24 protein-coding genes and 1 riboswitch are annotated in these 23,886 nt (G+C 46.6%); of the genes, 8 read left to right on the top strand and 16 right to left on the bottom strand.

The window, feature by feature from the left end:
• Positions 1-40 precede the first annotated feature (40 nt).
• From KFE96_RS09490 to KFE96_RS09480, 3 genes are all read left to right on the top strand, one after another.
• A complete protein-coding gene (locus tag KFE96_RS09490; RefSeq protein WP_255832383.1) occupies positions 41-1,099 on the top strand; it encodes an aldo/keto reductase in 1,059 nt (352 codons plus the stop codon).
• Between the two features lie 258 nt (positions 1,100-1,357).
• Positions 1,358-2,791, top strand: a complete 1,434-nt coding sequence (locus tag KFE96_RS09485; RefSeq protein WP_255832382.1) for a histidine kinase — start codon at positions 1,358-1,360, stop codon at positions 2,789-2,791.
• Complete coding sequence (locus KFE96_RS09480; protein WP_255832381.1) at positions 2,778-3,425, top strand: response regulator transcription factor; 648 nt, start codon at positions 2,778-2,780, stop codon at positions 3,423-3,425. Before KFE96_RS09485 ends, KFE96_RS09480 begins: the two co-directional genes overlap by 14 nt.
• Here the strand turns inward: KFE96_RS09480 and KFE96_RS09475 are convergent.
• The 7 genes from KFE96_RS09475 to KFE96_RS09445 all read right to left on the bottom strand — a co-directional run bounded on the left by KFE96_RS09475 (position 3,422) and on the right by KFE96_RS09445 (position 8,013).
• Positions 3,422-4,204: a class I SAM-dependent methyltransferase gene (locus KFE96_RS09475; RefSeq protein WP_255832380.1), complete on the bottom strand. Its 783-nt coding sequence runs from the start codon at positions 4,202-4,204 to the stop codon at positions 3,422-3,424. The genes KFE96_RS09480 and KFE96_RS09475 overlap by 4 nt on opposite strands.
• Positions 4,205-4,278: 74 nt before the next feature.
• Positions 4,279-5,037, bottom strand: a complete 759-nt coding sequence (locus tag KFE96_RS09470) for a class I SAM-dependent methyltransferase (protein WP_255832379.1) — start codon at positions 5,035-5,037, stop codon at positions 4,279-4,281.
• Positions 5,038-5,151: 114 nt separating this feature from the next.
• Complete coding sequence (locus tag KFE96_RS09465; protein ID WP_255832378.1) at positions 5,152-6,045, bottom strand: class I SAM-dependent methyltransferase; 894 nt, start codon at positions 6,043-6,045, stop codon at positions 5,152-5,154.
• 200 nt (positions 6,046-6,245) lie between these two features.
• Positions 6,246-6,716: a DUF3291 domain-containing protein gene (locus KFE96_RS09460; RefSeq protein ID WP_255832377.1), complete on the bottom strand. Its 471-nt coding sequence runs from the start codon at positions 6,714-6,716 to the stop codon at positions 6,246-6,248.
• Positions 6,717-6,845: 129 nt separating this feature from the next.
• Positions 6,846-7,511: a RebB family R body protein gene (locus KFE96_RS09455; protein ID WP_255832376.1), complete on the bottom strand. Its 666-nt coding sequence runs from the start codon at positions 7,509-7,511 to the stop codon at positions 6,846-6,848.
• Positions 7,508-7,771: a RebB family R body protein gene (locus tag KFE96_RS09450; RefSeq protein ID WP_255832375.1), complete on the bottom strand. Its 264-nt coding sequence runs from the start codon at positions 7,769-7,771 to the stop codon at positions 7,508-7,510. Before KFE96_RS09450 ends, KFE96_RS09455 begins: the two co-directional genes overlap by 4 nt.
• A 35-nt stretch (positions 7,772-7,806) precedes the next feature.
• The gene (locus KFE96_RS09445; protein ID WP_247018337.1) at positions 7,807-8,013 is read right to left on the bottom strand and encodes a RebB family R body protein; all 207 of its coding nucleotides are present in this window, start codon (positions 8,011-8,013) and stop codon (positions 7,807-7,809) included.
• A gap of 213 nt (positions 8,014-8,226) precedes the next feature.
• Between KFE96_RS09445 and KFE96_RS09440 the strand changes: the two genes are divergently transcribed.
• The 4 genes from KFE96_RS09440 to KFE96_RS09425 all read left to right on the top strand — a co-directional run bounded on the left by KFE96_RS09440 (position 8,227) and on the right by KFE96_RS09425 (position 10,371).
• A complete protein-coding gene (locus KFE96_RS09440; RefSeq protein WP_255832374.1) occupies positions 8,227-8,499 on the top strand; it encodes a SemiSWEET transporter in 273 nt (90 codons plus the stop codon).
• Positions 8,499-8,915, top strand: a complete 417-nt coding sequence (locus KFE96_RS09435; RefSeq protein ID WP_255832373.1) for a hypothetical protein — start codon at positions 8,499-8,501, stop codon at positions 8,913-8,915. The genes KFE96_RS09440 and KFE96_RS09435 overlap by 1 nt, the downstream gene beginning before the upstream one ends.
• Positions 8,916-9,040: 125 nt before the next feature.
• Positions 9,041-9,652 (top strand): DUF2306 domain-containing protein, encoded by a 612-nt coding sequence (locus tag KFE96_RS09430; protein WP_255832372.1) that lies wholly within the window; start codon positions 9,041-9,043, stop codon positions 9,650-9,652.
• Between the two features lie 128 nt (positions 9,653-9,780).
• Positions 9,781-10,371: a hypothetical protein gene (locus KFE96_RS09425; protein ID WP_255832371.1), complete on the top strand. Its 591-nt coding sequence runs from the start codon at positions 9,781-9,783 to the stop codon at positions 10,369-10,371.
• A 261-nt stretch (positions 10,372-10,632) separates the two neighbouring features.
• Here the strand turns inward: KFE96_RS09425 and KFE96_RS09420 are convergent, their stop codons facing one another.
• The 9 genes from KFE96_RS09420 to KFE96_RS09380 form a co-directional block, all read right to left on the bottom strand.
• The gene (locus KFE96_RS09420) at positions 10,633-12,087 is read right to left on the bottom strand and encodes a hypothetical protein (protein WP_255832370.1); all 1,455 of its coding nucleotides are present in this window, start codon (positions 12,085-12,087) and stop codon (positions 10,633-10,635) included.
• Between the two features lie 103 nt (positions 12,088-12,190).
• Positions 12,191-14,029 (bottom strand): phosphomethylpyrimidine synthase ThiC, encoded by a 1,839-nt coding sequence (thiC, locus tag KFE96_RS09415; protein WP_247018327.1) that lies wholly within the window; start codon positions 14,027-14,029, stop codon positions 12,191-12,193.
• Positions 14,025-14,164, bottom strand: a riboswitch (TPP riboswitch). Its footprint overlaps the gene before it by 5 nt.
• A 218-nt stretch (positions 14,165-14,382) precedes the next feature.
• Positions 14,383-15,102, bottom strand: a complete 720-nt coding sequence (locus KFE96_RS09410; protein WP_255832369.1) for a TorF family putative porin — start codon at positions 15,100-15,102, stop codon at positions 14,383-14,385.
• A gap of 28 nt (positions 15,103-15,130) precedes the next feature.
• Positions 15,131-17,380 (bottom strand): methyl-accepting chemotaxis protein, encoded by a 2,250-nt coding sequence (locus KFE96_RS09405; RefSeq protein WP_255832368.1) that lies wholly within the window; start codon positions 17,378-17,380, stop codon positions 15,131-15,133.
• Positions 17,381-17,808: 428 nt separating this feature from the next.
• Entirely contained in the window at positions 17,809-18,420 is a 612-nt protein-coding gene (gene rpsD, locus KFE96_RS09400; RefSeq protein WP_255832367.1) for a 30S ribosomal protein S4, read from the bottom strand.
• 211 nt (positions 18,421-18,631) lie between these two features.
• Positions 18,632-19,132 (bottom strand): YHS domain-containing (seleno)protein, encoded by a 501-nt coding sequence (locus KFE96_RS09395; protein ID WP_255832366.1) that lies wholly within the window; start codon positions 19,130-19,132, stop codon positions 18,632-18,634.
• Between the two features lie 136 nt (positions 19,133-19,268).
• On the bottom strand, positions 19,269-20,090 hold the full coding sequence (locus KFE96_RS09390; RefSeq protein WP_255832365.1) for a methyl-accepting chemotaxis protein: 822 nt from the start codon (positions 20,088-20,090) through the stop codon (positions 19,269-19,271).
• A 27-nt stretch (positions 20,091-20,117) separates the two neighbouring features.
• A complete protein-coding gene (nrtS, locus tag KFE96_RS09385) occupies positions 20,118-20,342 on the bottom strand; it encodes a nitrate/nitrite transporter NrtS (RefSeq protein WP_255832364.1) in 225 nt (74 codons plus the stop codon).
• A 66-nt stretch (positions 20,343-20,408) separates the two neighbouring features.
• Entirely contained in the window at positions 20,409-21,293 is an 885-nt protein-coding gene (locus tag KFE96_RS09380) for an NAD(P)-dependent oxidoreductase (RefSeq protein WP_255832363.1), read from the bottom strand.
• Between the two features lie 125 nt (positions 21,294-21,418).
• Here KFE96_RS09380 and KFE96_RS09375 point away from each other — a divergent pair, with 125 nt between their 5' ends.
• A complete protein-coding gene (locus tag KFE96_RS09375) occupies positions 21,419-23,884 on the top strand; it encodes a penicillin acylase family protein (RefSeq protein WP_255832362.1) in 2,466 nt (821 codons plus the stop codon).
• The last annotated feature ends 2 nt before the right edge of the window (positions 23,885-23,886 follow it).

Here is a 23,886-nt window from a genome sequence, read left to right as displayed (position 1 = left end):
CACTAGATATTTTTCAAACATCCTATAGGGGCGTGTTCTTATGGAAATGCGTAAACTTGGCCGCACTGGTATCAGTGTAAGCAAAATCTGCCTTGGCACCATGACATGGGGCGAACAGAACACAGAAGCAGAAGGCCACGCCCAGATAGATATGGCGCTTGAATATGGCGTTAATTTCCTTGATACGGCTGAATTATATTCAGTGCCTGCACGCAAGGAAACTTACGGCGCCACTGAACGCGTGCTTGGCTCTTGGCTCAAAAAAACTGGCAAACGCGACAAGGTGGTGATTGCCAGCAAAGTTGCAGGACCAGGTGAAAACCTGAAATACATGCGCCCTCACTTGCACAGAAACGGCAGAAATGATCTGTCATATGATGCAGTGATCGAAGCCTGTGATGCCAGCCTCGAACGCCTTGGTACTGATTATATTGATCTATACCAAATTCACTGGCCAAGCCGACCAACCAATTTCTTTGGTAAACTGCGTTACCGACAGCCAAAAACTGATGATAGCGTTCCGCTTGAAGAAACGCTGTCAGCAATGAAAACACTGGTTGATGCAGGAAAAATCCGTGCTGTTGGTCTTTCCAATGAAACGGCTTGGGGTACTATGCACGCGCTTAATCTCGCCGATACCAAAGGCTTGCCACGTGTCGCAAGCGTGCAAAACCCTTATAACCTTTTGAACCGTTCATACGAAGTGGGCCTTGCAGAGGTTTCAGAACGTGAAGACTGCGGCCTGCTAGCATACTCACCACTGGCGTCAGGTTTCCTTACTGGTAAATACTGTGATGGCGCTCGCCCAGAAGGCGCTCGCCTAACCCGCTGGGGCGGTACTTTTGGTCGTTACCTGAATGAAGCAGGCACTGCCGCGATGGAAGAATATGTGGCTCTCGCCCGCAAACACGGTATTGATCCAGCGCAAATGGCAAATGCCTTTGTGAATATGCAAACGTTCCTTACATCCAATATCATTGGTGCAACGAGCCTTGAGCAGCTTAAAACGGCGCTTGATACCCATGATATGGTGCTCCCAAAAGAGCTGATGAAAGAAATCGACGCTATTGAGACCAAATACCCGATGCCGTGCCCTTAAGCATTCTTCCGGAAACTAATTCCCATAAAAAAACCGCCTGAGCGATGATCAGGCGGTGAAACAGTATATTTCCCAAGAAAACTAAATCGGGAAACGAGACCCGACTAGCAGATAGTTTTCATTGGTTGCCCCCACTATATTCAGTATGCTCGGGTAGCACATCGGGCACAGGACGCACCACACCTCCGCCTTAAGACGGAGGTCAAGCTCCGCCAAAAGCGCTATAGACATAAAAAATAATAAACGGCAGTGGGGGCTATGTTTAGGGTACAGAACATTAATAAAGCCAGATCAAAGCTTTGGTGGCGTATGGCGCGTAACAGCGTGCTCGCATTCGTCTTTGTCTTCTTTGTGATTAATCTTGGTACCTTTATGGTTACCAATTATCATGATCACCATACGGCGCTTCAGCATCACCACTTGCAAAAATGGGTGACCGAAGAAGCCCTACCTCACCTCGCTCATGCAATGGAAACTGGTCAGCCATTATCAGAAGAAGCAATCAATACCGCAGCCAGCACTTTTGACCATTACCACACCCGCGTGCCATGGAGCAAAGATCCGCTGGGCTTTTATTTTAACAAAGCCCGTAGCGGAAGAGTTTATACAAAACTTACCATCACCAATTATATTCAGGATAAAAGCACAACCGCTTTCTGGCCTAGAGAAGTTGAAGAACTTAATAAAAAAAATCATATTTATTACCGCTCTTTCACGCTTCCAGTTATCACTGAACAAGGTGAAGAAATTGGCTCCGCCCAATATCAGATATATGCCCCTTTTGAGTTTTTAAGAGCTCTTCAATGCGGCCTTACTTTTCCCTATTACCTTTGGGAATTGTTGTTTTCTGCTATTTTCGCAGGTGTGATAAGTGCCCTACTTACAGCTTCTGGGTATTCCTCTCGCCTCAGTGAAATTGTAAAAGTAACAGACCGCTGGTCAGCGGGTGATTTCTCCAAACGCATTCAGGAAAAAGGGTCTGATGAAATTACAGACCATATGAAACGGCTGAACGAAATGGCAGAAGAACTTCAGGAAATTGTTCAGTTGAGGCAGTTGATCTCAGCGCGTAATGAGCGTGATTTTTTCGCAAGCGAGTTACACGATACAGTAAAGCAGAATGTATTTGGCCTCTCCATGCAGCTGGGTGCTCTGAAAGCAAATCAGAACTTGCCGAACGAGGTTTCAGTTCAAATCGAAGAAGCCAGTAAAACCGTTGAGGAAATCAACAAGGAAATTGTCACTCTCCTCAACAATTTAAAAACTGATGCAAGCGCGACAAGCAATTTGGCGGAAACTCTGGAATCCATAACTGCTAAATTCCGTGAAGAGAAAGACCTATCCATCAGGCTTCAGGCAACCACCGTAAAAGTATCGGAAAATGAAGCGCACCATATTAAGCGTATTGTGCAGGAAAGCCTAAACAATATATGGAAACATGCCTCAGCAACCGATACTGAAATCACTTTAGCCCTTAAAGGTAACCGCTGGGTGCTCAGCATTTGTGATGACGGCAAAGGCTTTGATGAAACCAATATAAAACCAAACCAGTTTGGTTTAACCAATCTGAAAGAACGTGCCAGCAAAATTGGTGCAGAAGTTGCCATCATCACGGGCACCGGAAAAGGCACCTGTATTGAAATAAGCTGGCGTGCGACAGCAAATAACGGACAAACCTATGGAACCCGCTAACCAGATTTCCATTCTGATTGTTGATGATCACGCTATCGTACGGCGCGGGCTGGTTTCTCTTTTAAAAACCATTCCTGAGTTTTGCGTCATCGGAGAAGCTGGTAGCGGTGCAGAAACCCTTGAGTTTTGCGCCCGGCATACCCCCGATATTATTTTAATGGATTTATTTCTACCTGATATCTCGGGTGTTCAAGTAGCACAGAAAATCAAAACAACCTGCCCTCAAGCCAATATCATCATGCTAACGAGCCACGAGGGTGATGAGTTTCTTGTAGAAGCAACTAACGCGGGGATCACATCCTATCTTCTCAAAGATATTCCGCCAGAAGAGCTGGTAAAAACCATCAAAAGCAGCCACCGCGGAGAGACAACTCTCAGCCCACGTTTGGCTAAATCCCTGATGCAACAGATTGCTAGCTCCAAAGAAGATGAGCCGCCCCATGAGCAGCTCACTAAAAGAGAATTCGAAGTATTGCAGACCATCGCAAAAGGCTTCTCTAATGCCGAGATAGCGGAAGAGCTCTCTATTGGCGAAAAGACTGTGAAAACCCACGTCAGCTCGATCCTTAGCAAGCTCTATCTCTCTGACCGCACACAGGCGGCCATCTACGCTTGGCGGAATAAGCTGGTTTAGCCCGGCTTGCGGTATAGGTGCGTAAAGCGGTCACTTTCACCGATCGCGCGATATTTATCTTCATCACCGCTTCTGAGGCTTGGCGGAAGTGAATAAAGCCCATCCGGATGGTCTTTGGTATCCTTAGGGTTTCTGTTTACATCGCTTTCTTTTACGAATTCAAAACCCGCCTTCTCTGCCATTGCACGGAAATAACTGGCATTAACATAACCGCTTTCAGCTTCCGGGTCCTGCGGGATACTTTCATCACCTGCGTGATCCACAATACCAAGGTAACCACCGGGTTTCAGCATTTTGAAAAGATCATCCACATGATCCTGTGCTGGATCACCATAAATCAAGAAACCATGGGCACGGAACACAAGCGCCATATCAATCTCACCATACGGAAGATCTTCTACCTGCTCGGATGGCCAGCCGATACCGCCATTCACAGGGTAATAGGCACCACCCTTGCCTGCACCTTCAATATAAGGTTCGATAATCCGGCGGTAGAAACCACCCGGACCACCCGGGAAAATTTCCACAACTTTCATTTCAGGCTGTACATCAAAGAAAGTAAGCGTTTCAAGCGGGTGACGATACTGATCACGGGCCTTATGGTTTTCAGGACGATCTTCACTTGTCACCAGTGCCATCAAGCTTTGTGGACCTGCTTCCGAATAGTCTTTATCACGCTCAGAAAATATAGCTGTTGCCGAACCAATAGCGATTATCAACAATGCAAACCCACCAAAGCCCTTAAAAAAACTGCGTTTCTCTTGATCTGTTTCAGACATAAAAATACCCTCCCGTCATTTCGACAGGAAGGTACAGCATTTTCACACACATCCCAGTAACGATGGTGTTAGCGTTATTTTTTCATAAATTTGAAAATGAAACGATCTGTTTTACCGCGAATACCCTCAGCAAATGGCGAGATCGTATGTGGATCTTCAGAATTCGCAAGAATATCACTTGTTTCCACCAGCTTAAAACCAGCCGCCAATACCTGTTCTTTCACAAGTTCAGGATCAATACGGTGAAGAGTATTACCGGCTTCTGTACCGCTTCCTGCTGGCGCCACATGATCAACCACGACAAACACACCATCATCCTTTAGCACCTTACGGATAGACGCCAGTATTTCGGGAATGTTCTCATCACCCTTACGGGCTTTGTGTTTGAAGAAATAATCATGATAAGACAGCACAGCCATCGCTACATCCACTGTCCCTTCAGCAGCTGCAACATTTTCAGAACCTGTATAGATATTTCTAACATTTCCGAGGCGACCTTCATACCGCTCACCAATGCTGTTTTTCACGAAATCCCAGTAAACAGGGCCGTTATGGGCGATAACGGTTCCTTCCATCCCCACAGCACGCGCGAGAATTTCTGTGTAGTATCCAGCACCGGAATTTACATCAACAACTTTCATACCTGGGGCGATACCAATAAATTCAAGTACCTCAGCTGGTTTCCTGAACTGGTCCCGGGTAACATCATCTGCAGGCCGGTCTTTATGGGCTACTGCGGCTTTAATATGGTCATCGGCAACAACACCAGCAAAAGCCACTGTTGAAAAAACAACACTTGCCAGAGCCAATTTCGAAATAGAATTCAGTTTCATTATATATTCCCTCTCGCCTGATTTTTGCCGAGTGTACACGGACAACCACCGATACAAAATAAAAAAGGCGAGAGTGTATGCCCCCGCCTCCTTAATTCACAATTCGCTAAGCGCTTATTTTGGCTTACGGAACTTCAGTGTCATACGGTCACTTTCACCGATCGCCTGCATTTTCGCACGCTTTTCAGCATCATCACGTGAACCTGCAAGCACTGGAGGCAAACGCCAAACAAAATCACCTTCTACAGGCTGATCTTTGCGGTTTGCGTTCACTTCTGAAACATCAACAAGTTCAAATCCACCAGCTTTCATTGCATCAATGATTGTGGACTGCTTCACATAACCGTTGAAACCTTTTGCCCAATCATCATCAGCATCTTCCGGTGCGCGGTGTTGAACGATACCAACAATACCGCCCGGCTTAAGCACTTTATAGATATCAGCAATCGCATCTGTGCGGGTACCTGTTGTGTCTTCATGCTTGTTCAGGTGGTGCATCGCGCGGAATAGAAGGAATGCATCAACCTTGCCTTCAAGGTCTGCTGGTACATCACCGAACAGGAAAGCACCTGTTTTGATTTTGCTGTCGCCGGTCCATTCAGCAACATTTTTCGCAAAGCGCTCTGGCCAAGCTTTATGGTTTGCAAGGCGCTGATCTTTATCTTCGCGTGTTGCCCAATCAGTACCGCGGTGCTTCAGGGAATACTGAACACCGTAAAGGGCACCTTCATCGCCTAGGTAAGGCACGAGGATGTTGCCGTAATAACCACCCGGCAGAGCATCAACCACTGTCATACCAGGTGCGATACCCAAAAATTCAAGTGTTTCTTTAGGATGACGGAAAGGATAGCGCGCCTTTGTTGCCTCTGGCTGTGCTGCAAGAATTTTATCAAGCTTGGCGCTTTCAACGTGGCCAGCCTGCATATCTGCTGTTGTGCTCGGCACAAGCGCTAAAGAGCTTGTTGCAAGCAGCGCGGCACCAGCAACCGCTGTCAGTAGTTTCTTCATGGATCAGTTCCCCACTTGTTATGCGTTAACATTCCCGACTGACCTTAGGGCCCAAGCCATTTTGTGCCAAGGTGACAAAAGCAGTCAGAGCATCAAAAACTTGTGATTGATATTAAACTAAAGTTTTCCAGAATTTGACCTGTTTTTGACAAATGAGCGCCCGGGCGTGACAAACAACCGCTCAGGCACCACGCCGGAAATTAAAGCTCTATGCCTTCAGCATCATAAGCTTGTTTGAACGTAAAGGCCTGTGCGCTTGGGCCGTGATTACGGAGATGAAGCAAACGTTCCGTGGCTTCCTCAACTGTTGGCTGGTGTCCCGCAGGCACCCACCAAAGCACCATGTGTGCCTCAGCTGGCATTTCAAACCATTCTTTTCGCCGTCCGATATAATGCGTGTGCCCAGATTTATAAACATACTTATGAAGGCTCGCCACATCCTGCCATACGCTCATATTCACCAGTGTTTTGTCATCAAACATAGTGTAATCGGTGGCATTGCCTGTATCGTCCTTCAACCGCCAAACAAAGCCCGGAGAGCATTCCGCAAGCAAGTTAATGCCGTCAAGCGCATCCATGAAGTCCTTCATTTCTTCGCTTTCTTTCGGATATTTAATGGTGGCAATATTCAACTGTGCCAGATGATACGCAGGCGTGTTTCCGTGTGGCATAAAACTCTCCCTCAAATCCTCAGGAATTTGATATGGGTATGAGAATCCAAACTTAAAGGGAGATGTAGAAATTCAGAGCGAATATTCTCCGCTCTGATGTTGGCTTGGCTAATGAAATTAGTATCGGGTCTATTCAGCGGCCACTGCGTCTGACGTGTTCGTCGACGCTTCTGTCATCTGCCGCACTTGCATCAACTGCTCTGTCGCGACGCTGAACTGCTTTGAAAGCCCCATAAATGTTTCCATTTCACGGGAGGCGGAAACACCAAGCGCATCAAGCCCTTTCACCAGTTGGGAGAGTTGGGTTTCAAAGTCTTCAGGCTTTGCGTCCTGAATGGTTTCCGCTGCCCGTGCAACTGCGGCCTGCCCTAAGGCTGACCGCCGCTGTTGGTTAAGCACCGCATCATGAAAAGCGAGAGAGAGCGCATGCGCGTATGATTGACAGAGGCTCGAAAGCGCTAAATCAGCGGCCCCTTCGCCCGTTGCAATGCTACCCGCCAGTTCAGCAAACTGGGCCTGCGCCTCTTCAGGGCTTGCAGCCATGGTCGCTACATTATCCTCTGAACTCGCTGTGGCATGTTCTGCAGCCCGTAAGGCTTCTTCTGCGAGCTCGTGGTCTTCTCCCACTTCGGCATGGTCCGCGAATGCCTCCTCTCGATCATTCGCGTCCGCCGAAATATTTTCAGCGATATCAACCACATTATCATCACCGGAAGACGCCTCTGCCTCAGGTGCATCGGCTGTATCAGCATTTATGTTTTCTTCAACAAGGTCTGCATCATTTTCCTGTGTCATGCTTTGCCTTTCGCCTTACCTGAAGAAGCTACAGCACCAATCCGCATGCGCGCTGCACTCTCGGCGGTAATCTGGTCTGCCAGCAAGTGGAGCCTCTGGTTTGCCTGCACGCTGCTTGCAAACAACACCGAAAGTGATGTCGCCGCAGATTGCTGAAGCACACCAGAGGCCACGCGCCCGCTTTCACCCAGCACCCGCTGGTTCGCATAATCCACTGCTTCTGTGATTTGCCTGTTCAAACTGCCTGAACTATCCGCCATAAAAAATCCTTATGCGTTGTCGTTAACGCCGGAAATTATGTGCGTTCGTCGGTAATGGCTTCAAAACTATCCGCGAGTTTGGCCTGTGCATCCACAGAATTTGCAAATAAAATGGAAAGCGCATTAGCCTGAGCCTGATAAAGCGAACCCATCGCCATTGCCGGGGCCTGCGCAAGAACTGTAATATTAGCCTGAGTTACCGCATCTGTAATCTGACCATTCACTGGTGTTGGCACTGCCATAATAAATTCCCCAAAAAAATCATTAAGAGTACTCTCAACAACACACACCAGAGGGTACAGGAGCTTCGCAAAAGCCCAAAGAAAAAAAGCATATGCGAGTGTTATTCTATTTTAGAATGTATATAGAGGTAACCAGCAACATGCTTGTAGGCGGGGGGAAATCTGCTATGAAAGGCACAGTAACAGTTACACCGCGTTCGGGGCCAAATCACCATGCCATTATCTATTGAGCTTATCGGCTATGTCGCCGCCTTTCTCACCAGCTTTGCCTTTTTGCCGCAAGCGCTGATGGTATGGCGCACGAATGATACGAAAAGCATATCCCTTGGTATGTATAGCCTGTTCACACTTGGCGTAGCACTTTGGCTTACATATGGCTTTATGCTGATGAGCTATCCGCTTATTGCCGCCAACAGCTTCACTCTTGTCCTTGCCAGCAGCATACTCGTTAAAAAAATAAACAACACACGGCGGGGTGAAGGCTAGTGGCAGAGGGCACGCAAAAACAGCATCTGGGCGCTTTCAAAACATATGGGGCCATTTGCCTGTCATGGCTTGTGGGCATGGTGGGGTTCTGTATATATCATGTTGTTGATTATGAGCTTGACCGTATTGGCCCCACGCTCTTTTCTTCGGTGCTTGATAAATTCACCGATCTATTCCTTGTAACCTCATTTATTGGTCTCCTGTTTACCCCGTTTATATTGGGGCTCTGGCTGCTGGTTCGGGAAGTTTTCTGGGAAAGCCCAGTCACCACCACAGCTTTTGGCGGTCTTATCGGCATCAGCTTTGGTATCTTTTTCCCCTTCGGCACATCTATGCCTTATATAATTACCGGGCTTATCTGCGGTATCAGCTACTGGAAGGTGAGCCGCTATATGCTCAAACCAAAACAGGCCTAACCTTTGGTTTAGAGCGAATGGTTGCAAATCCACAACAGCTCAGTTAGCGTAACATGCATAAGAGCGGTGAAAACACCGCCACACATATGCAAAGCAATAACGACAGCTTGAGGAGGAACCAATCCATGACCCGGAAAATTCTGTGGCTTACCATGACCGTGCTCGCACTCGGTGTAGCAGGCTATGCGCTCACGAATGTAGCTGCGCCAGACCTGCGCTCTAATTTTGCATCAAACATGTTTGAAACCACCCCTGTGGCAGCATATGGGCACCTGTTCTTTGGCTTTCTTGCCATGGCAATCGGGCCATTTCAGTTCCTTGAGGGCTTCCGCGCCAAACGCATAAACCTGCACCGCTGGATGGGCCGCGTGTATGTGCTTTCTGTACTTTTGAGCGCAGTTGCGGGCTTTGCACTGGCGCTGAGCGCGTATGGCGGGCTCGTGGCAAAAGTGGGTTTTGGGCTGATGGCAATCATCTGGTTCTGGTCAGTGAGCATGGCCTATACCAGCATCCGCGCCAAGAATGTGGCGGAGCATCGCCGCTGGATGATCCGCAGCTATGCGCTCACCCTCTCAGGTGTAACACTCCGCATTTATCTGGGCCTTTCCTTCGCCGCAGGCATGAAATTCAGTGAATTTTACCCTGTGCTTGCGTGGATAAGCTGGGTACCAAACCTGCTGATTGTAGAATGGTTTATGCTCCAGCGAGAGAAACGCGAAAAGCGCGCTGCGGCATAAAAAACACATGCCCCTTTATGCTGGCATAATGGGGCTATGAATATGTTTTCTTGATAGGTATTTAAATTGAAATAACTATTATGCACATAGTTTAATTCATGAAGCATGCGTCATTGGGGGAATACATCATGCACAAAGCCAAACTGCTATTTCTATCACTGGCAATCCTTTTCACTGGTCCCGGCCTAGCTGCTGCCACGGCAAAAGATCAGGATTGCGGCCTGCTTGAATTCTCCTGCGATGATGAAGCTGACCTTCGTTTTATTGGGCGTGCCTATAGTAAAATTGTATCGGGCCGGAACGAAAACATTCGTACTCTCTATCAACTATACAGGCCCGCTAATACGACCGAGAAAGACAGAGGCTATATATACAGAACATGGTCAGAAATAGATTCAAATGGCCGCCTTTTCTTCCATGACCGCGTAGTGCGCTTTGTGGTTTTCAATTTGAAAACCTACAAAAACGGCACCTACATTACATATGATACCATCAAAAACTCCAAACCATCCCTGAAAGAAGAGTTTATAACGCTGGATAAAAGCGGCGCAGAAGCTTATTTCTCTATCGATAGCGACATTCGTCTGCTCGAAGAAAGAAAGGTGAAATCGCAATTTGGAGGCCGGGAGAGCCGCAAAATGCGTTTATCCTTCGACACGACCACCAGACTGGTAACCAAGCATATCAGTAAAATGATACAGCAAGGCAAAGTGAAATAGAAAAACTGTACCAAGGTATTTTCAGGGAGCTTCACCCCTTGCTGGCCTGGATAAGCTGGGTACCAAACCTGCTGATTGTAGAATGGTTTATGCTCCAGCGAGAGGAACGCTCAAAGCGCGCTGCGGCCTAACTCTAGAAATAACTTCATCAAGGGTGCAAACATTTGCACCCTTTTCATATTCAACATCACAATAATGATAAAATACACACATTATCGCATGATACACGAGCGTAGCCTACATTTGTTCGGATTCACCCAGCTACTTAAGAAGTTCGTTAAAGCGTTTTTGTAGGAATCTATCCAATTTACGGCCATCAACCTTCTGCGCGTAGCCAATCATACAAATAATATCTTCGTCACAGATAGGAATGATAAAACCTCTACCATCGCGAGCTGTATCTTGGCATCGAGCTAAAACGGTTTCCATATTATCGCTCGACCGGAATATTAAAAACCCAAGCTGACCTCTTAATGTACTAAACCGCCCTGACATCTGGTCTATCTCAGGGTTTTCAATGTCTTTGAAATAATTCTTACACTCGATCATAATTTTCCGAGCTTGAATTTTTGAGTCTAGAAAAGCCCTTCGAAAGAAACCTTTATCAGCTGCATTAGTGTATTTAATATCTATTTTTTTTCGACTGGAATGTATTGAGTATTCGATTTCAGGGCATACTAAATCAGGGTAAAATAAATAGCTTAACACCCCCGCTATAAAACGATGATATTCATTTGCCGAAGCTCTACCTGCCGGTATCTCTCCAAGCCTTTTGATTAAAACATCACCAAAATCTACTGGCGAATAATCTTCTTCATATTTAGCTAGAAATTCCTTATCCGATATCGGATTAGTAAGCCCTAAACTCTCTTTAAATTGTCTAAAAACTTTGGGATTTTCCTCAGAAAAGTCGACCAAAAAACCCTTTGTTTGAGGGAATGTCTTCTCAATATCTTTTTTTAGTACATAACGTCTTTTTGTGGTTTGAGCGACTTGCACTAACGCGCCATTCGTTTCCAATTGTTCTTCACGAATGAAGTTGGATACAAAATGTGTATAGTATTTATTGCTCAAAGATTGCATTGAACCTGGCCACTTAACAAACCTTTTTGGCACAAGAATAACCACGTTCCCATCAACCAATGGCAAGTTGACATACTCGCCAGTATGCCAACAACCTTTTTCATAGTCCCAAAAAATTCCCGAAGGAACTTCATCATCAAGATCAATGCCGTGAAGCCGACATTGATTTTGAGTGTATTCAATCAAATGTCTTCTAATAATATTCGTGGTTATATCTGAAATTTTATCGGGGCCAATACCAGGGACAAATAGCGCACAATCAGATAAGTCAGTTAATAAACCGGTACTTGCTGCTTTACTGTTAACTAAGCTCTGAAAGATTGCTTGGGCTTGCACCTTACCGACACCACGTCCATTAGGCTTCCCCTTAGAAACACCCAAATAAACCTCATTAGGCTCCCGCAATCCTTCTAGTAACTTTAGCCCCTTCCGAAATTTCTTCTGCTTAATAGCCTCAAAAATGTGTTCGAAAAAATCTGCTATATCAGTACTACACTTAATACTGAATTCATCATCTCTGGATAAAAAGGTTGCAGGATCAATATATAAAGGGAAGTCGCGCGATACATCAATATCAACGAAATCCAACTGAGATTGCCTCTTATTTAATCCAAATGCCTGTGAAAATCGCATCTTATTCCCCCGTATATTATGCAATCGTTTAAATTAGCTAATAAAAAAGCCGAGGCGTAATTGCCTCGGCTTTAATAAATACAACTTTTAAATAGTATTTCAACTACTCAGCAGCGTCGATCTTCTCGGCTGGCAGGTAAAGCTCAGAGCCCAGCTTTTTGAACTCTTCAGACATTTGCTTCATACCTGTTTCCGCCTCTTCCTTCTGCGCTGCATAATCCCGCACTTCCTGCGTGATTTTCATCGAACAGAATTTCGGACCACACATAGAGCAGAAGTGCGCCACTTTGTGGGCTTCTTTCGGCAATGTCTGATCGTGGAAATCACGAGCACGCTCTGGATCAAGCGACAGGTTGAACTGATCTTCCCAGCGGAATTCATAGCGCGCGCGAGAAAGCGCATCATCACGAATTTGGCTTGCCGGGTGGCCTTTCGCCAGATCAGCCGCGTGCGCCGCAAGCTTATAAGTGATCACGCCCTCTTTCACGTCGTTACGGTCAGGCAAACCCAGGTGCTCTTTCGGCGTAACGTAGCAAAGCATTGCTGTGCCGTACCAACCGATTTGCGCCGCGCCAATCGCTGATGTGATATGGTCATACCCCGGTGCGATATCCGTTGTTAGTGGGCCAAGCGTGTAAAATGGTGCTTCGTGGCAGTGTTTAAGCTGCTCTTCCATATTCACCTTGATTTTGTTCATCGGAACGTGGCCTGGGCCTTCGATGAACACCTGCACATCATGTTCCCATGCGATCTTGGTTAGCTCACCAAGGGTGCGCAGTTCAGCAAACTGGGCTTCATCGTTTGCATCCGCAATCGAACCCGGACGGAAACCATCACCAAGAGAGAAGGCCACATCATATTTTTTAAGGATTTCACAGATTTCCTCAAAGTGCGTGTAGAGGAAGCTTTCCTTATGGTGCGCCAGACACCATTTCGCCATGATGGAACCACCGCGGGATACAATACCTGTTACCCGCTTTGCTGTTAGGTGGATGAACGGCAGGCGTACACCAGCGTGAATGGTGAAATAATCAACACCCTGCTCACACTGCTCAATCAGCGTATCACGGTAGATTTCCCATGTTAGGTCTTCGGCAATGCCGTCTACCTTTTCAAGCGCCTGATAAATCGGCACGGTGCCGATTGGCACTGGTGAGTTACGGATGATCCATTCACGTGTGTTGTGGATATTGCGGCCTGTTGAAAGGTCCATCACCGTATCAGCGCCCCAGCGGGTTGCCCACACCATTTTATCTACTTCTTCCGAGATGGAAGAAGATACGGCAGAGTTGCCAATGTTGGCGTTGATTTTTACAAGGAAGTTGCGGCCAATGATCATCGGCTCGCTTTCCGGGTGGTTTACGTTATTTACGAGAACCGCACGGCCTGTAGCGATTTCCTCACGCACGAACTCTGGCGTGATATAATCAGGAATGTTGGCACCGAAGCTTTCGCCTTCGCGCTCAAGCTTTTCAGCCTGTGCTTTGCGGCCAAGGTTTTCCCGCACAGCCACGAATTCCATTTCAGGGGTGATGATGCCTTTGCGCGCATAATGCATTTGAGTGACATTCATGCCCTCTTTCGCGCGCAGTGGGGTTTTCTTCACCGGGAATTCTGGTGCCAGATATTTTTCAGATGCGTTGCCGTTATCTTCCGGCTTTACTTCGCGGCCTTCATATTCTTCTACGTCACCACGTTCAAGGATCCACTGCTTGCGCATTTCAGGCAGGCCTTCGTAGATATCAATCTTCGCTTTTGGATCAGTATAAGGGCCAGAGGTGTCATAAACACGTACAGGCACTTCGTTTGCAGAAGGATGCAGGTGGATTTCCCGCATTGGTACGCGCACATCATCACGGTTTTCTGAGCGAACAAAAATCTTCTCAGAACCCGGCAGTGCGCCAGTGGTTACGTTAAATTCGGTATTAGCGTTATCAGGCATTATAAAGCTCCGTCCCTTACGCTGGTGTTAGCCAGATCAGGTTCTAAGGGTCATTGCCTGTAGCCAGCCCGCTACGCAGCAAACTCTCAGCCCACTTGCACGCCATGACGCAGTTAGGCTCCCCTCGGAACACGTTGTGTGAAGAACAGGTTTACGCGGGGGCGCGCCCGCACGCAAGCAGTTTCGGTTCACTTTTCAGGAAAATGCCCGATTGAGCAGAAGCGGCATTATGGAAGATACCCAACAGGGGCATAAAGAGGGGCACAGTTTTGGGCACAGGGTTGGCCCTTTTTCTGCATTTTTTGAGGCATAATACAGCGTATGCCCAAAACCGTGCCCTGGTGGAGGTTCGACTAAAAACTTGCTGAAATACTGGCTATGACACCGGCAGAGCCTGTACCGCTTCCGGTGTTGGTATCCACATAAGAAACACCGAGGGTGTACCTCTGGAAACTATAGGAAAGCCCAGCGTTCCAATCCCATTTATCAGTGCCAAACGCGCCATCTTCATAACCTATATACCCATTTACCGAGACCCCACTGTTGCCCAGTGGCCTGCTGCCGCTCAGGTAAACATAGATATTATCCTGCCCACCGATATTATTCTGGTCCCACGCATATGCCGAACCCAGTGTCCATGAAATATTCTTCATGGTGCCACTTACAGACCCATAAACCTCATAATATGTGGTGTTATCAGACCCCGGGTAAATATAAGCAATTATACCAACATTTGTGGAAAGGTTGCCGATTGACCCGCTATATCCACCATAGAGATCGAGCTCAGTTTCAGACCCTGCGAACTCTTGAATGGAAGAAGCCCATGTGCTCACATAAAAGCCGCTTTTATGGTTAAGGTTCAAGCCGCCCTGAATTGCAAAATCTTTGTCTGACAGAGAAAGACCACGGAACCTGTAATCGCTCACAAAGGTAGCACTTCCAGAAAATGAAAAATCATTCCCTGAGTTTTGCGCCAAAGCTGGCGCCGAAAATACACCTAGAGCGAATGCAAAAAGACCTAAGGTTGTTTTACTAGATACAGCATTACGGTTAGTATTCTGATGAAGTTTCATAAGTATATTCCTGTTTTAACTAGGGAAATTACTGTTCCATTACACGCCTTACGTCTTTCAGGAACTGCTCTACAGATGTTTGTAAATGTGTCGACACTCGTGCGACTTCCTGTGATGCACTCAGCACCTCAGAAGACGCCGCCTGGGTGTCAGCAGCTCCCTGCGCAACTTGTGAAATGTTTATGTTCACTTCATTGGTGCCCGCTGCAGCCTCCTGTACGTTGCGGGCGATTTCCTCGGTAGCAATCCCTTGCTCTTCAACAGAGGAGGAGACAGCCGAGGCGAGCTCACTTGTCATGGTTACAGCATCCTGGATTTGGCTCATTGATCCAGCTGCGATGGTCGTTTTTTCCTGAACAGATTGAATTTGCTCTTCAATTTGCTCAGTTGCCTGTGCTGTTTGACCCGCAAGCGATTTCACTTCGCTTGCCACAACAGCAAATCCTTTACCAGCATCCCCCGCTCGGGCAGCCTCGATGGTGGCATTCAGCGCCAACAGGTTTGTTTGCTCTGCAATGTCGTTGATAAGCTTCACTACGTCAGTAATCGACTGGGATGCATCACTTAACTGCTGCATCACAGCACCAGCTTCATCTGCCTTACCCGCAGCCGCACTATTCGCTTCATTCGAGCGTTTGATTTGCTCACCGATTTCAGCGATAGAAACGCTTAATTCCTCGGTAGCGCTGGCCACAGTCTGTACATTCACCGTGGCTTCTTCAGCTGCTGATGCCACTGTGGCAGACTGTTCATTGGTTTGCCCTGCTGTACCACTCATGGACTGAGCCGTACTTTCAAGCTGAGTTGCAGCCGATGACGCCGTTTTAAGAAGCTCTTCCGTTGTTACATCGAAGTTAGAGATCAACTCTGTCATCTCAATGATGCGTTTTTCACGTTCTTCAGCTTCCTCGCGCTGGCGCTCGAGTTCTTCTTCACGTCTTTTAGCTTCTCGCTCCTGCCGCTCATGTTCCTCTTGAACTCTTGCCTCTTCAGCAGCCTTGCTTTCAGCTTCAAGACGACGGCGTTCTATAGAGTTCTGCTTGAACACGTTAACAGCTTTAGCCATATGGCCTATTTCATCAGTCAGCTCCTGATGAGGGACTTCAATCGTATTGTCCCCGTCAGCCAAGCTACCCATTGCGCCAACCATTTCATTGATGGGTTTTGTGATACCTCTGGCAAAATAGGTGCTTACCACCGCCATCAAAACAGAAATGAAAACGGCAAGCCCTAACATCATCCAGGCAAGACTATTCACCGGTTGCCGCATTTCTGCTACATCAATTTCAGCGAGCAACGCCCACTTGGTTCCCAGGAATTCAATCGGGGCATAGGCTGAGACAACATCAATGCCTCGATAATCCTCAACAACTTCAAGACCAGCTCTTCCAGCTAAAGCACCTGAAACCGTTGCCCCAACAACACGTTTTTCCGGGTCAAGAATTGTAGATTCTTCAGAAAACCGAGAATTCGAACGCATAAGATTGTCGGTACCGACGATATAGGTCTCACCGCTTTCTCCCATACCTTCGCTTTTCTGCATGATCCCATCGATACGCTCAATCGGCATTTGGAAAACCAGTACACCAGCCAGTACGCCACCATCATCAAAGATAGGACGCGCAATAAAACTTGCCGCAGCACCGTGGCTTGGAGCATATGGGCGGAAATCATAAAAAACATCCTGTGCCCGGCTCATATTTGCCGCATCTCTAAAAACGTTGCCTAAATCGGATGCCCGCCATTTTCCGGATACCAGATTTGTTGCATAGTCCAGTTCCTTGAAAACCGAATAAACGAGATCGCCCTCTGGGTTAATCAGGAAAACATCATAATATCCCCTGCTCTGCTGTAGAGCATGGAACCAGGGGTGATGTTTTGCATGCGCTTCGCTATATGCTGACCCATCAAGCGCATCATACAATTTGTCTTTTTCACCAGTCGGATGCTTGTTATCCTGAATATATAAGCGCTGGAGTTCTTCTTCTGCTGCACCATCAAGCTGCGCCCAACCATCAGAGAAAGCTTTGAGCGCATTAAGTGTGTTACTGTTCTCTGCAACAAGCTTAAGATCTTCCTGAATAGAAGCCAGGTATGTACCAAGTTCTGATTTTCTTGAAACAAGTACCGCTTCCAGTCGGTCCTGCACCTGTGCCTCTACTTCGTTCCCTGCGCTTAAGAAAGCAGAGAAGGAAACTACACCACTTGTGATGATCACAATAATTGAGATGACTAACGGTAGCCGAACAGAAATGTTCAGCTGCTTTAGATTTAACATAGATTCACCCTTCGCAAAAGCGCCCTACACGCTTCATTCACTTTTAGGCTCGTCCAAATCTACTGCCCCAACAGGGTAACCTCTCACAAATACCCTAAATGTAATTTGGCCTGCACTTTTGTGCACCGCTCCTACACCGAGGATAATAGATAAAATTTTAATAATAGGTTAAATCATTGAAATCATTAGATTTTTAATAATTCATTAACCATAAACTTATGTTATTTGATATTTTTTCGGGCTAATCACAGCGTAGAATATTTAAAAAGCAACTCTTGAGTGAAGGTTAAGCCTGGCTTAACCATAAGAGTAAAACGTCATTGATCAATTTTTATTATTCATATTTTGCATAGAAGTAGATTCCATAAAAAAAGGCCGCAGGCAAAATGCCCACGGCCTTTCTGGAAACTGTCCTTGTCTCGTTAAAATTAACGAGAGTAGAATTCCACCACTAGGTTCGGTTCCATGATTACTGGGTATGGAACTTCATCAAGAGTAGGAACACGTACGAAAGTAGCTTTAGCACCTTCAACTGTTACATACTCAGGAATTTCACGCTCTGGGCTACCAGCAGCTTCAATAACCATTGGGATCTGGCGAGATTTTTCGCGGATCTCAACAACATCACCAGGCTTAACCATACGTGATGGGATGTTACAACGCTGACCGTTAACAAGAACGTGGCCGTGGTTTACGAATTGACGAGCAGCAAACACTGTAGGAACAAACTTCGCGCGGTATACAAGAGCGTCTAGGCGGCATTCTAGAATACCAACTAGGTTTTCACCTGTATCACCTTTACGACGTACAGCTTCATCGTAGTAACGACGGAACTGCTTTTCCTGAATGTTACCGTAATAGCCTTTTAGCTTCTGTTTAGCACGTAGCTGAATACCGAAGTCAGAAAGCTTACCTTTACGGCGCTGACCGTGTTGACCTGGGCCATATTCACGAGTGTTCACTGGAGACTTAGCGCGGCCCCAGATGTTTTCGCCCATACGGCGGTCGATTTTGTATTTCGCTTGAATACGCTTGGACATGCGAATCGCTCCTCTTTTTAAGCGCCACAGGCGGTGTGCGGTCCGAAAACGAGTGCACTATATTGCCTGCGCGGGGCGTGCCACCAATTGGCTTCCCCATTCATTAACTGGGCGTGCATATAACTGATTAAGCGAAAAGTCAAACGAATTAGCCTATAATCGGCTATATACTTAACTTACAAGGCATTACCAAAGCCAAGCAATCTCACTTTTAGAATGTCACTTTGTACTTGGTGATGTTTTCCTGGCGGATTTGCCACCTTTTATCAGCCAACTCTTTATATTCAGTTACATTCTTCAGCCAAGCTTCCTTTGCCCCCTTATCGGCAAACAAAAAGAGCTTACCATCCTTATCCACATTAAAAACGCTGGGATCACCAAGCCTTTCGATAGTTTGTGAAAAAGAGTGTGCACAATGTCCTGCATATTGTGGTGAATATTTTACAGGATTAGCAACAAAGGCATCTCTATTTTCAATAGAGGCAAAATAATAATATTGCCCCTGATGAATGTGATAAATATTTTGTTGGCCCGCTACAGGTAAATCACCACTGAAATAGCTGGTTGGATCAAACCCGCCCATTGCCACTGCAATGGTCTGCGCTTCATTTGCTGTGCCAATAGTATCTTGTGCGACAACAGCTGGTGAATATTGTACCCAGCCCGCAATCAACAGGGTAGGAACAATCAACTTTATATATTTTGCTTCCATAAACTTAATATAGTCAACGAAAGACAAAACGTCTCTTCACATTGCTATCTATACAGGTAACAAATATACTAATAAGTACGTGAACAGCAAAACCCATAAAAGCGCTAAAAACTGGATCAAAGCACTCGTTAAACGGTTAAGAGGCTTTACCCTGCTGTATTAAGTTCAAAACATTGGTTGCCAGTTCTATGTTTTTTGAAGACCCCGCGATTGCAGCCTCAGTATCTGCTTTAAGCTGACTTAGATGCCCTATCAGTGAAGCAAATTCATTACTCTGGCTGGATGCTTCTTCTGCGGTTTGGGAAGACTGGCTTACTGCACGATCAATACATTCACCAATCATAGCAATTTGTGAGAGGTTATTATCTCCCGTCGCAACGCTATCAGACATACTGGTTTGCAAACTGCTGCAATCTGCTACCATCGCGTCAATGCCACCTGTAAGCTCATTTGATAGCTCGCTAATTTCATTGGCAGATTGGCTTGTACTGCTGGCGAGGTCCCTAACCTCTTGGGCAACGACCGCGAAGCCCAACCCCATTTCACCTGCCCGTTTTGCTTCAATCATCGCGTTTAGAGCTAGCATATTCGTTTGCTTGGCAATGGCTGTAATTTCATCGGAAATTAACCCTACCCGCTCAAACCGCTGCTCAAAGGCTTGGAGAGCCGATGCCATTCGTTGGGCATTATCTAAACTGGATTTAAGAGCATTTATAACCAACTGCACATCATTGACGATATTACGAACTTCACTGGATGTGCCCTCAAGAACGTCATAATTTTCTCTAGCATTACCTTCAATACCTGCAACACTTGCAGTTATGCGCTCTGATTGGGATACCAATTCTTCAATAAACGTAACTCGGGCTTTAGATGCCGCATTTACAGCCTCTGCATTAGCCTTGATAACCCCCACGGTTTCTGCTGCATTTTTCAGGTTTTGATTTGTCTCTGTCATAACTCGGCCCCCTCGTGCCACTATTCTTTATTCCTCGGATGAGTTTTGCTGTTCCTGCAGAGCAGTTGCAGTTGAATAGCTGGAGACACAATAAGGCACGATATAGGTTAAGATAACCTTGATAATATCAAGCGGAACATCACCCGTAAGGGCTTGCCACTGATTAATGGTTACGAGAATGGTACCGACAACAAGCGCTACTTTCAAAGCGCGCTTCACTGTCTTCTTTTCAAATACGAATTGCCAAAACATAAAAACCCCCAGCAAATGCTAAGTGTATTTAGCTGGGGGTATGACGAGTTTCAAATCACGTTTTACCTAATCGCGGAAACGGCGGATAAGACTGGATGTATCGTTTCTATTCCCACCCATCTTTTGGACATCTGCATAAAACTGGTCAACAAGCGCCGTTAACGGCAATGAAAGCCCTGAGCGGCGCGCTTCATCCAGTACAATAGAAAGGTCTTTACGCATCCAATCAACTGCAAAGCCAAAATCAAATTCGCCGTCAATCATCGTGTTGGCGCGGTTATCCATCTGCCAACTCTGCGCAGCACCTTTGCTGATAACTTCCACTACCCCCTTGGCATCAAGACCGGCTTCCATGGAGAAATGAAGTGCCTCTGCGAGGCCTTGTACCGTACCTGCAATACAAATCTGGTTGGCCATCTTGGTAAGCTGGCCAGCACCAGCTTCACCCAATAGTTTAATAGATTTTGCATAAGCCTGCATTATAGGCTCCGCGGCATCAAAGGCTGCCCGATCACCACCGCACATAACAGTAAGTACGCCGTTAACCGCGCCAGCTTCACCACCAGAAACAGGGCCATCTACAAACGACAGGCCGTATTCATTGGCCTTATCCGCCATCTCACGTGCACAAGCTGCTGAAGCTGTAGTATGGTCAATGAACACGGCGCCTTTTTTCATTGCAGCAAAAGCGCCTTCCTCACCCACACAGATATGCTCAACATCTTTGTCGGCACCTACGCAGGCAAAAACAAAATCAGCATCCGCGGCAGCCCCTGCTGGTGTTGGAGCAGCATAAAGTTCCCCAGTGCATTTATCGGAATATTCCTCAACCCAGGCTTCAGCTTTAGATGCGGTTCTATTATAAACAGTTACATCATTCCCGGCCGCCGCCAAATGCCCAGCCATCGGATATCCCATCACTCCAAGTCCAAGAAATGCAACTTTTGCCATACTAATTCCCCTTGATGACTAGACTCTTCAGTCTAATTCACTTTAACTGCGATAAATCTACTTTTGTGCATAGGGGCAGTTCTTTTAGCTGTCCAGCATTCTATTCATGGTTCGGGGGAGGAAACATGAGCAAGTTAAAGTTTATTCTAATTACAATTATTGGCTTACTGATCGCCGCAGGCCTTTTTGGCTATGTATGGCTAACAAGCAGCCTGCCGCAAACTAACGGCACTATCCGCATTGCAGGTATTTCAGAAGATGTCACGATTGCGAGAGATGAACATGGTGTCCCTCATATTCTAGGATCATCTATCGACGATATAAATTTTGCCGTTGGTTTTGTTCATGCTCAGGACCGTTTGTGGCAAATGGAAATGAACCGCAGAATAGCGCATGGCCGCGTTGCTGAAATTCTTGGTAAAGAAGCTCTCCCTCTTGATAAATTCTTCCGCACACTCGGCTTTACAGAAAGGGCTACATCGGCTTGGGAAGCGCTTCCTGCCGATACTAAGAAACGCCTCGAGGCTTATTCCGCAGGTGTAAACGCATTTCTAAAACAACACAGCGGCGCCCTTCCTCCTGAATTTCTGCTTACAGGTGTAACACCAGAGCCATGGCATCCTATCGATTCAATTATCTGGCAAAAACTGATGTGGCTCGATCTTTCAGGTAATATGCGCCATGAAATCGCCCGAGCTCGCATGCTTACTAAGCTAAGCCCTGAACAGGTTTTGTCTATCTATCCAACATACCCTGGAGATCCGGAAGAGCTTCCTCTGCCCCAAATCACACAAGCAATTGCAGATGCAAGCCACTTCGGTATTGCTGAAGTAATTGGTGCTGAGAAGCCTGCAGGTTACGGCTCCAACAACTGGGTTGTAGACGGCAGTAAAACCAAATCTGGCAAACCACTTCTAGCGAACGACCCGCACCTCGGTCTAACCACACCGTCTATTTGGTATCTGATGCGCACACATAACACGGCAACAGGTAAAAATGTTGTTGGAGTTGGCTTTCCGGGCTCTCCTTATGTAGTGCTGGGCCGCAATGATACCATTTCTTGGGGTTTCACCAACACCTACCCTGATAGCCAGGATCTGTTTATTGAAAAACTGCTTGAGAATGGCAATTACCTTACACCAACAGGTCCCGCAGAATTCGTGAAGAGGCAGGAAATCATCAAGGTAAAAGGCGCAGAAGACGTTATTCTTGATGTGCGAGAAACACGCCACGGTCCGGTTATTTCTGATATTCGACCTGACGACAAAGATTTCATTGATGGTGATTATGTACTTGCCCTTCAATGGACAGCCCTTCAGGAAACAGATACGGCAGTTGTTGCACTTGAAAAGCTTTCTGCCGCCGAAAACTTTGAAGAGTTTAAAGCTGCCGGGAAATATTATTTCGGCCCTGAACAGAATATGATCTACGCAGATATTGAAGGTAATATTGGGTATTATGCGCCCGCGCTTGTTCCTGTTCGCCACCCCGAAAATAAAATTAATGGCCGCCTGCCTTCACCGGGCTGGGACCCTATTTATGACTGGCAAGGCTACTTGCCGTTCGATGAACTGCCTACAAGGTTCAATCCTGAAGACGGTGTGATCGCCACCGCGAATGAAAAAATCGTGGATAAGGATTATCCATATTTCATCACACGGGATTGGTCTTTGCCTTATCGAGGTAACCGGATCAGAGATCAGCTATCTCAAACTGACCAACATGATGCTACCTCTTTCAAGAGGCTCCACAGTGATATCGTATCAGATATGGCACGTGATATATTACCGCACTTGCTAGCACTCCTTGATGATGAAAGTAGCGCTAAGAGCATTCTAGCTGAATGGGACGGCAATATGTTGACATCTGAGGCCGGCCCGCTGATTTTCGAAAGCTGGTTCCGCAACTATCAAAGACTATTGATGGCAGACGACCTGGCTGAACTGTATGCCCCATATTCTGCACAGCGCCCCGTTCTCGTAAAAAGCTCTCTCTTCTGGGGTTCAGGTAAAACAGCATCAGATTTAAACCCTGCATATTTCGATATCCCAGTGTCTAGCCGAGATGTCTCCCTTGCTTGGTGCGACGATATTAATACAGTCGATATAACTGAAACTTGTGAGGCGATGACAAACCGAGCAATGGAAACAACGATAAAAGAGTTAAGCGAGCGCCACGGCATAGACCCAACAAACTGGACATGGGGTAAAGAGCATGTATTGCACCAAACCCACCGCCCGCTTAGCAATGTACCGCAATTACGAAATATGTTTGAAGTTGCTTCACCGATTGGAGGCGGTCGTTACACAGTGAATGTATCAGGTATCAGTAACAATCCCGCGAGCTTGAACCAATCAAGTTTCGGCGCAAGTTACCGAGGCATTTTTGACATGAGCGCGCCAGACAAAAGCCTTTTTGTGCAGCCAACAGGTCAGTCGGGCAATCCATTTTCCAACCATTACCGGGATTTATTCCCTCTCTGGCGGGATGTGGAATATTTTGAAATTCCGACAAGTAGCTTTAAAGAACAAGCAGGAAAAAGAGTGCCGGAAAGCTCTAGGGATGTGCTTACACTCAAACCCGCAGATTGATT

The organism is Kordiimonas sp. SCSIO 12603, from assembly GCF_024398035.1.
Classification (GTDB): domain Bacteria; phylum Pseudomonadota; class Alphaproteobacteria; order Sphingomonadales; family Kordiimonadaceae; genus Kordiimonas.
Note: the sequence above shows the minus strand (reverse complement) of the source record. Positions and strands in the feature narration are given on the sequence as shown.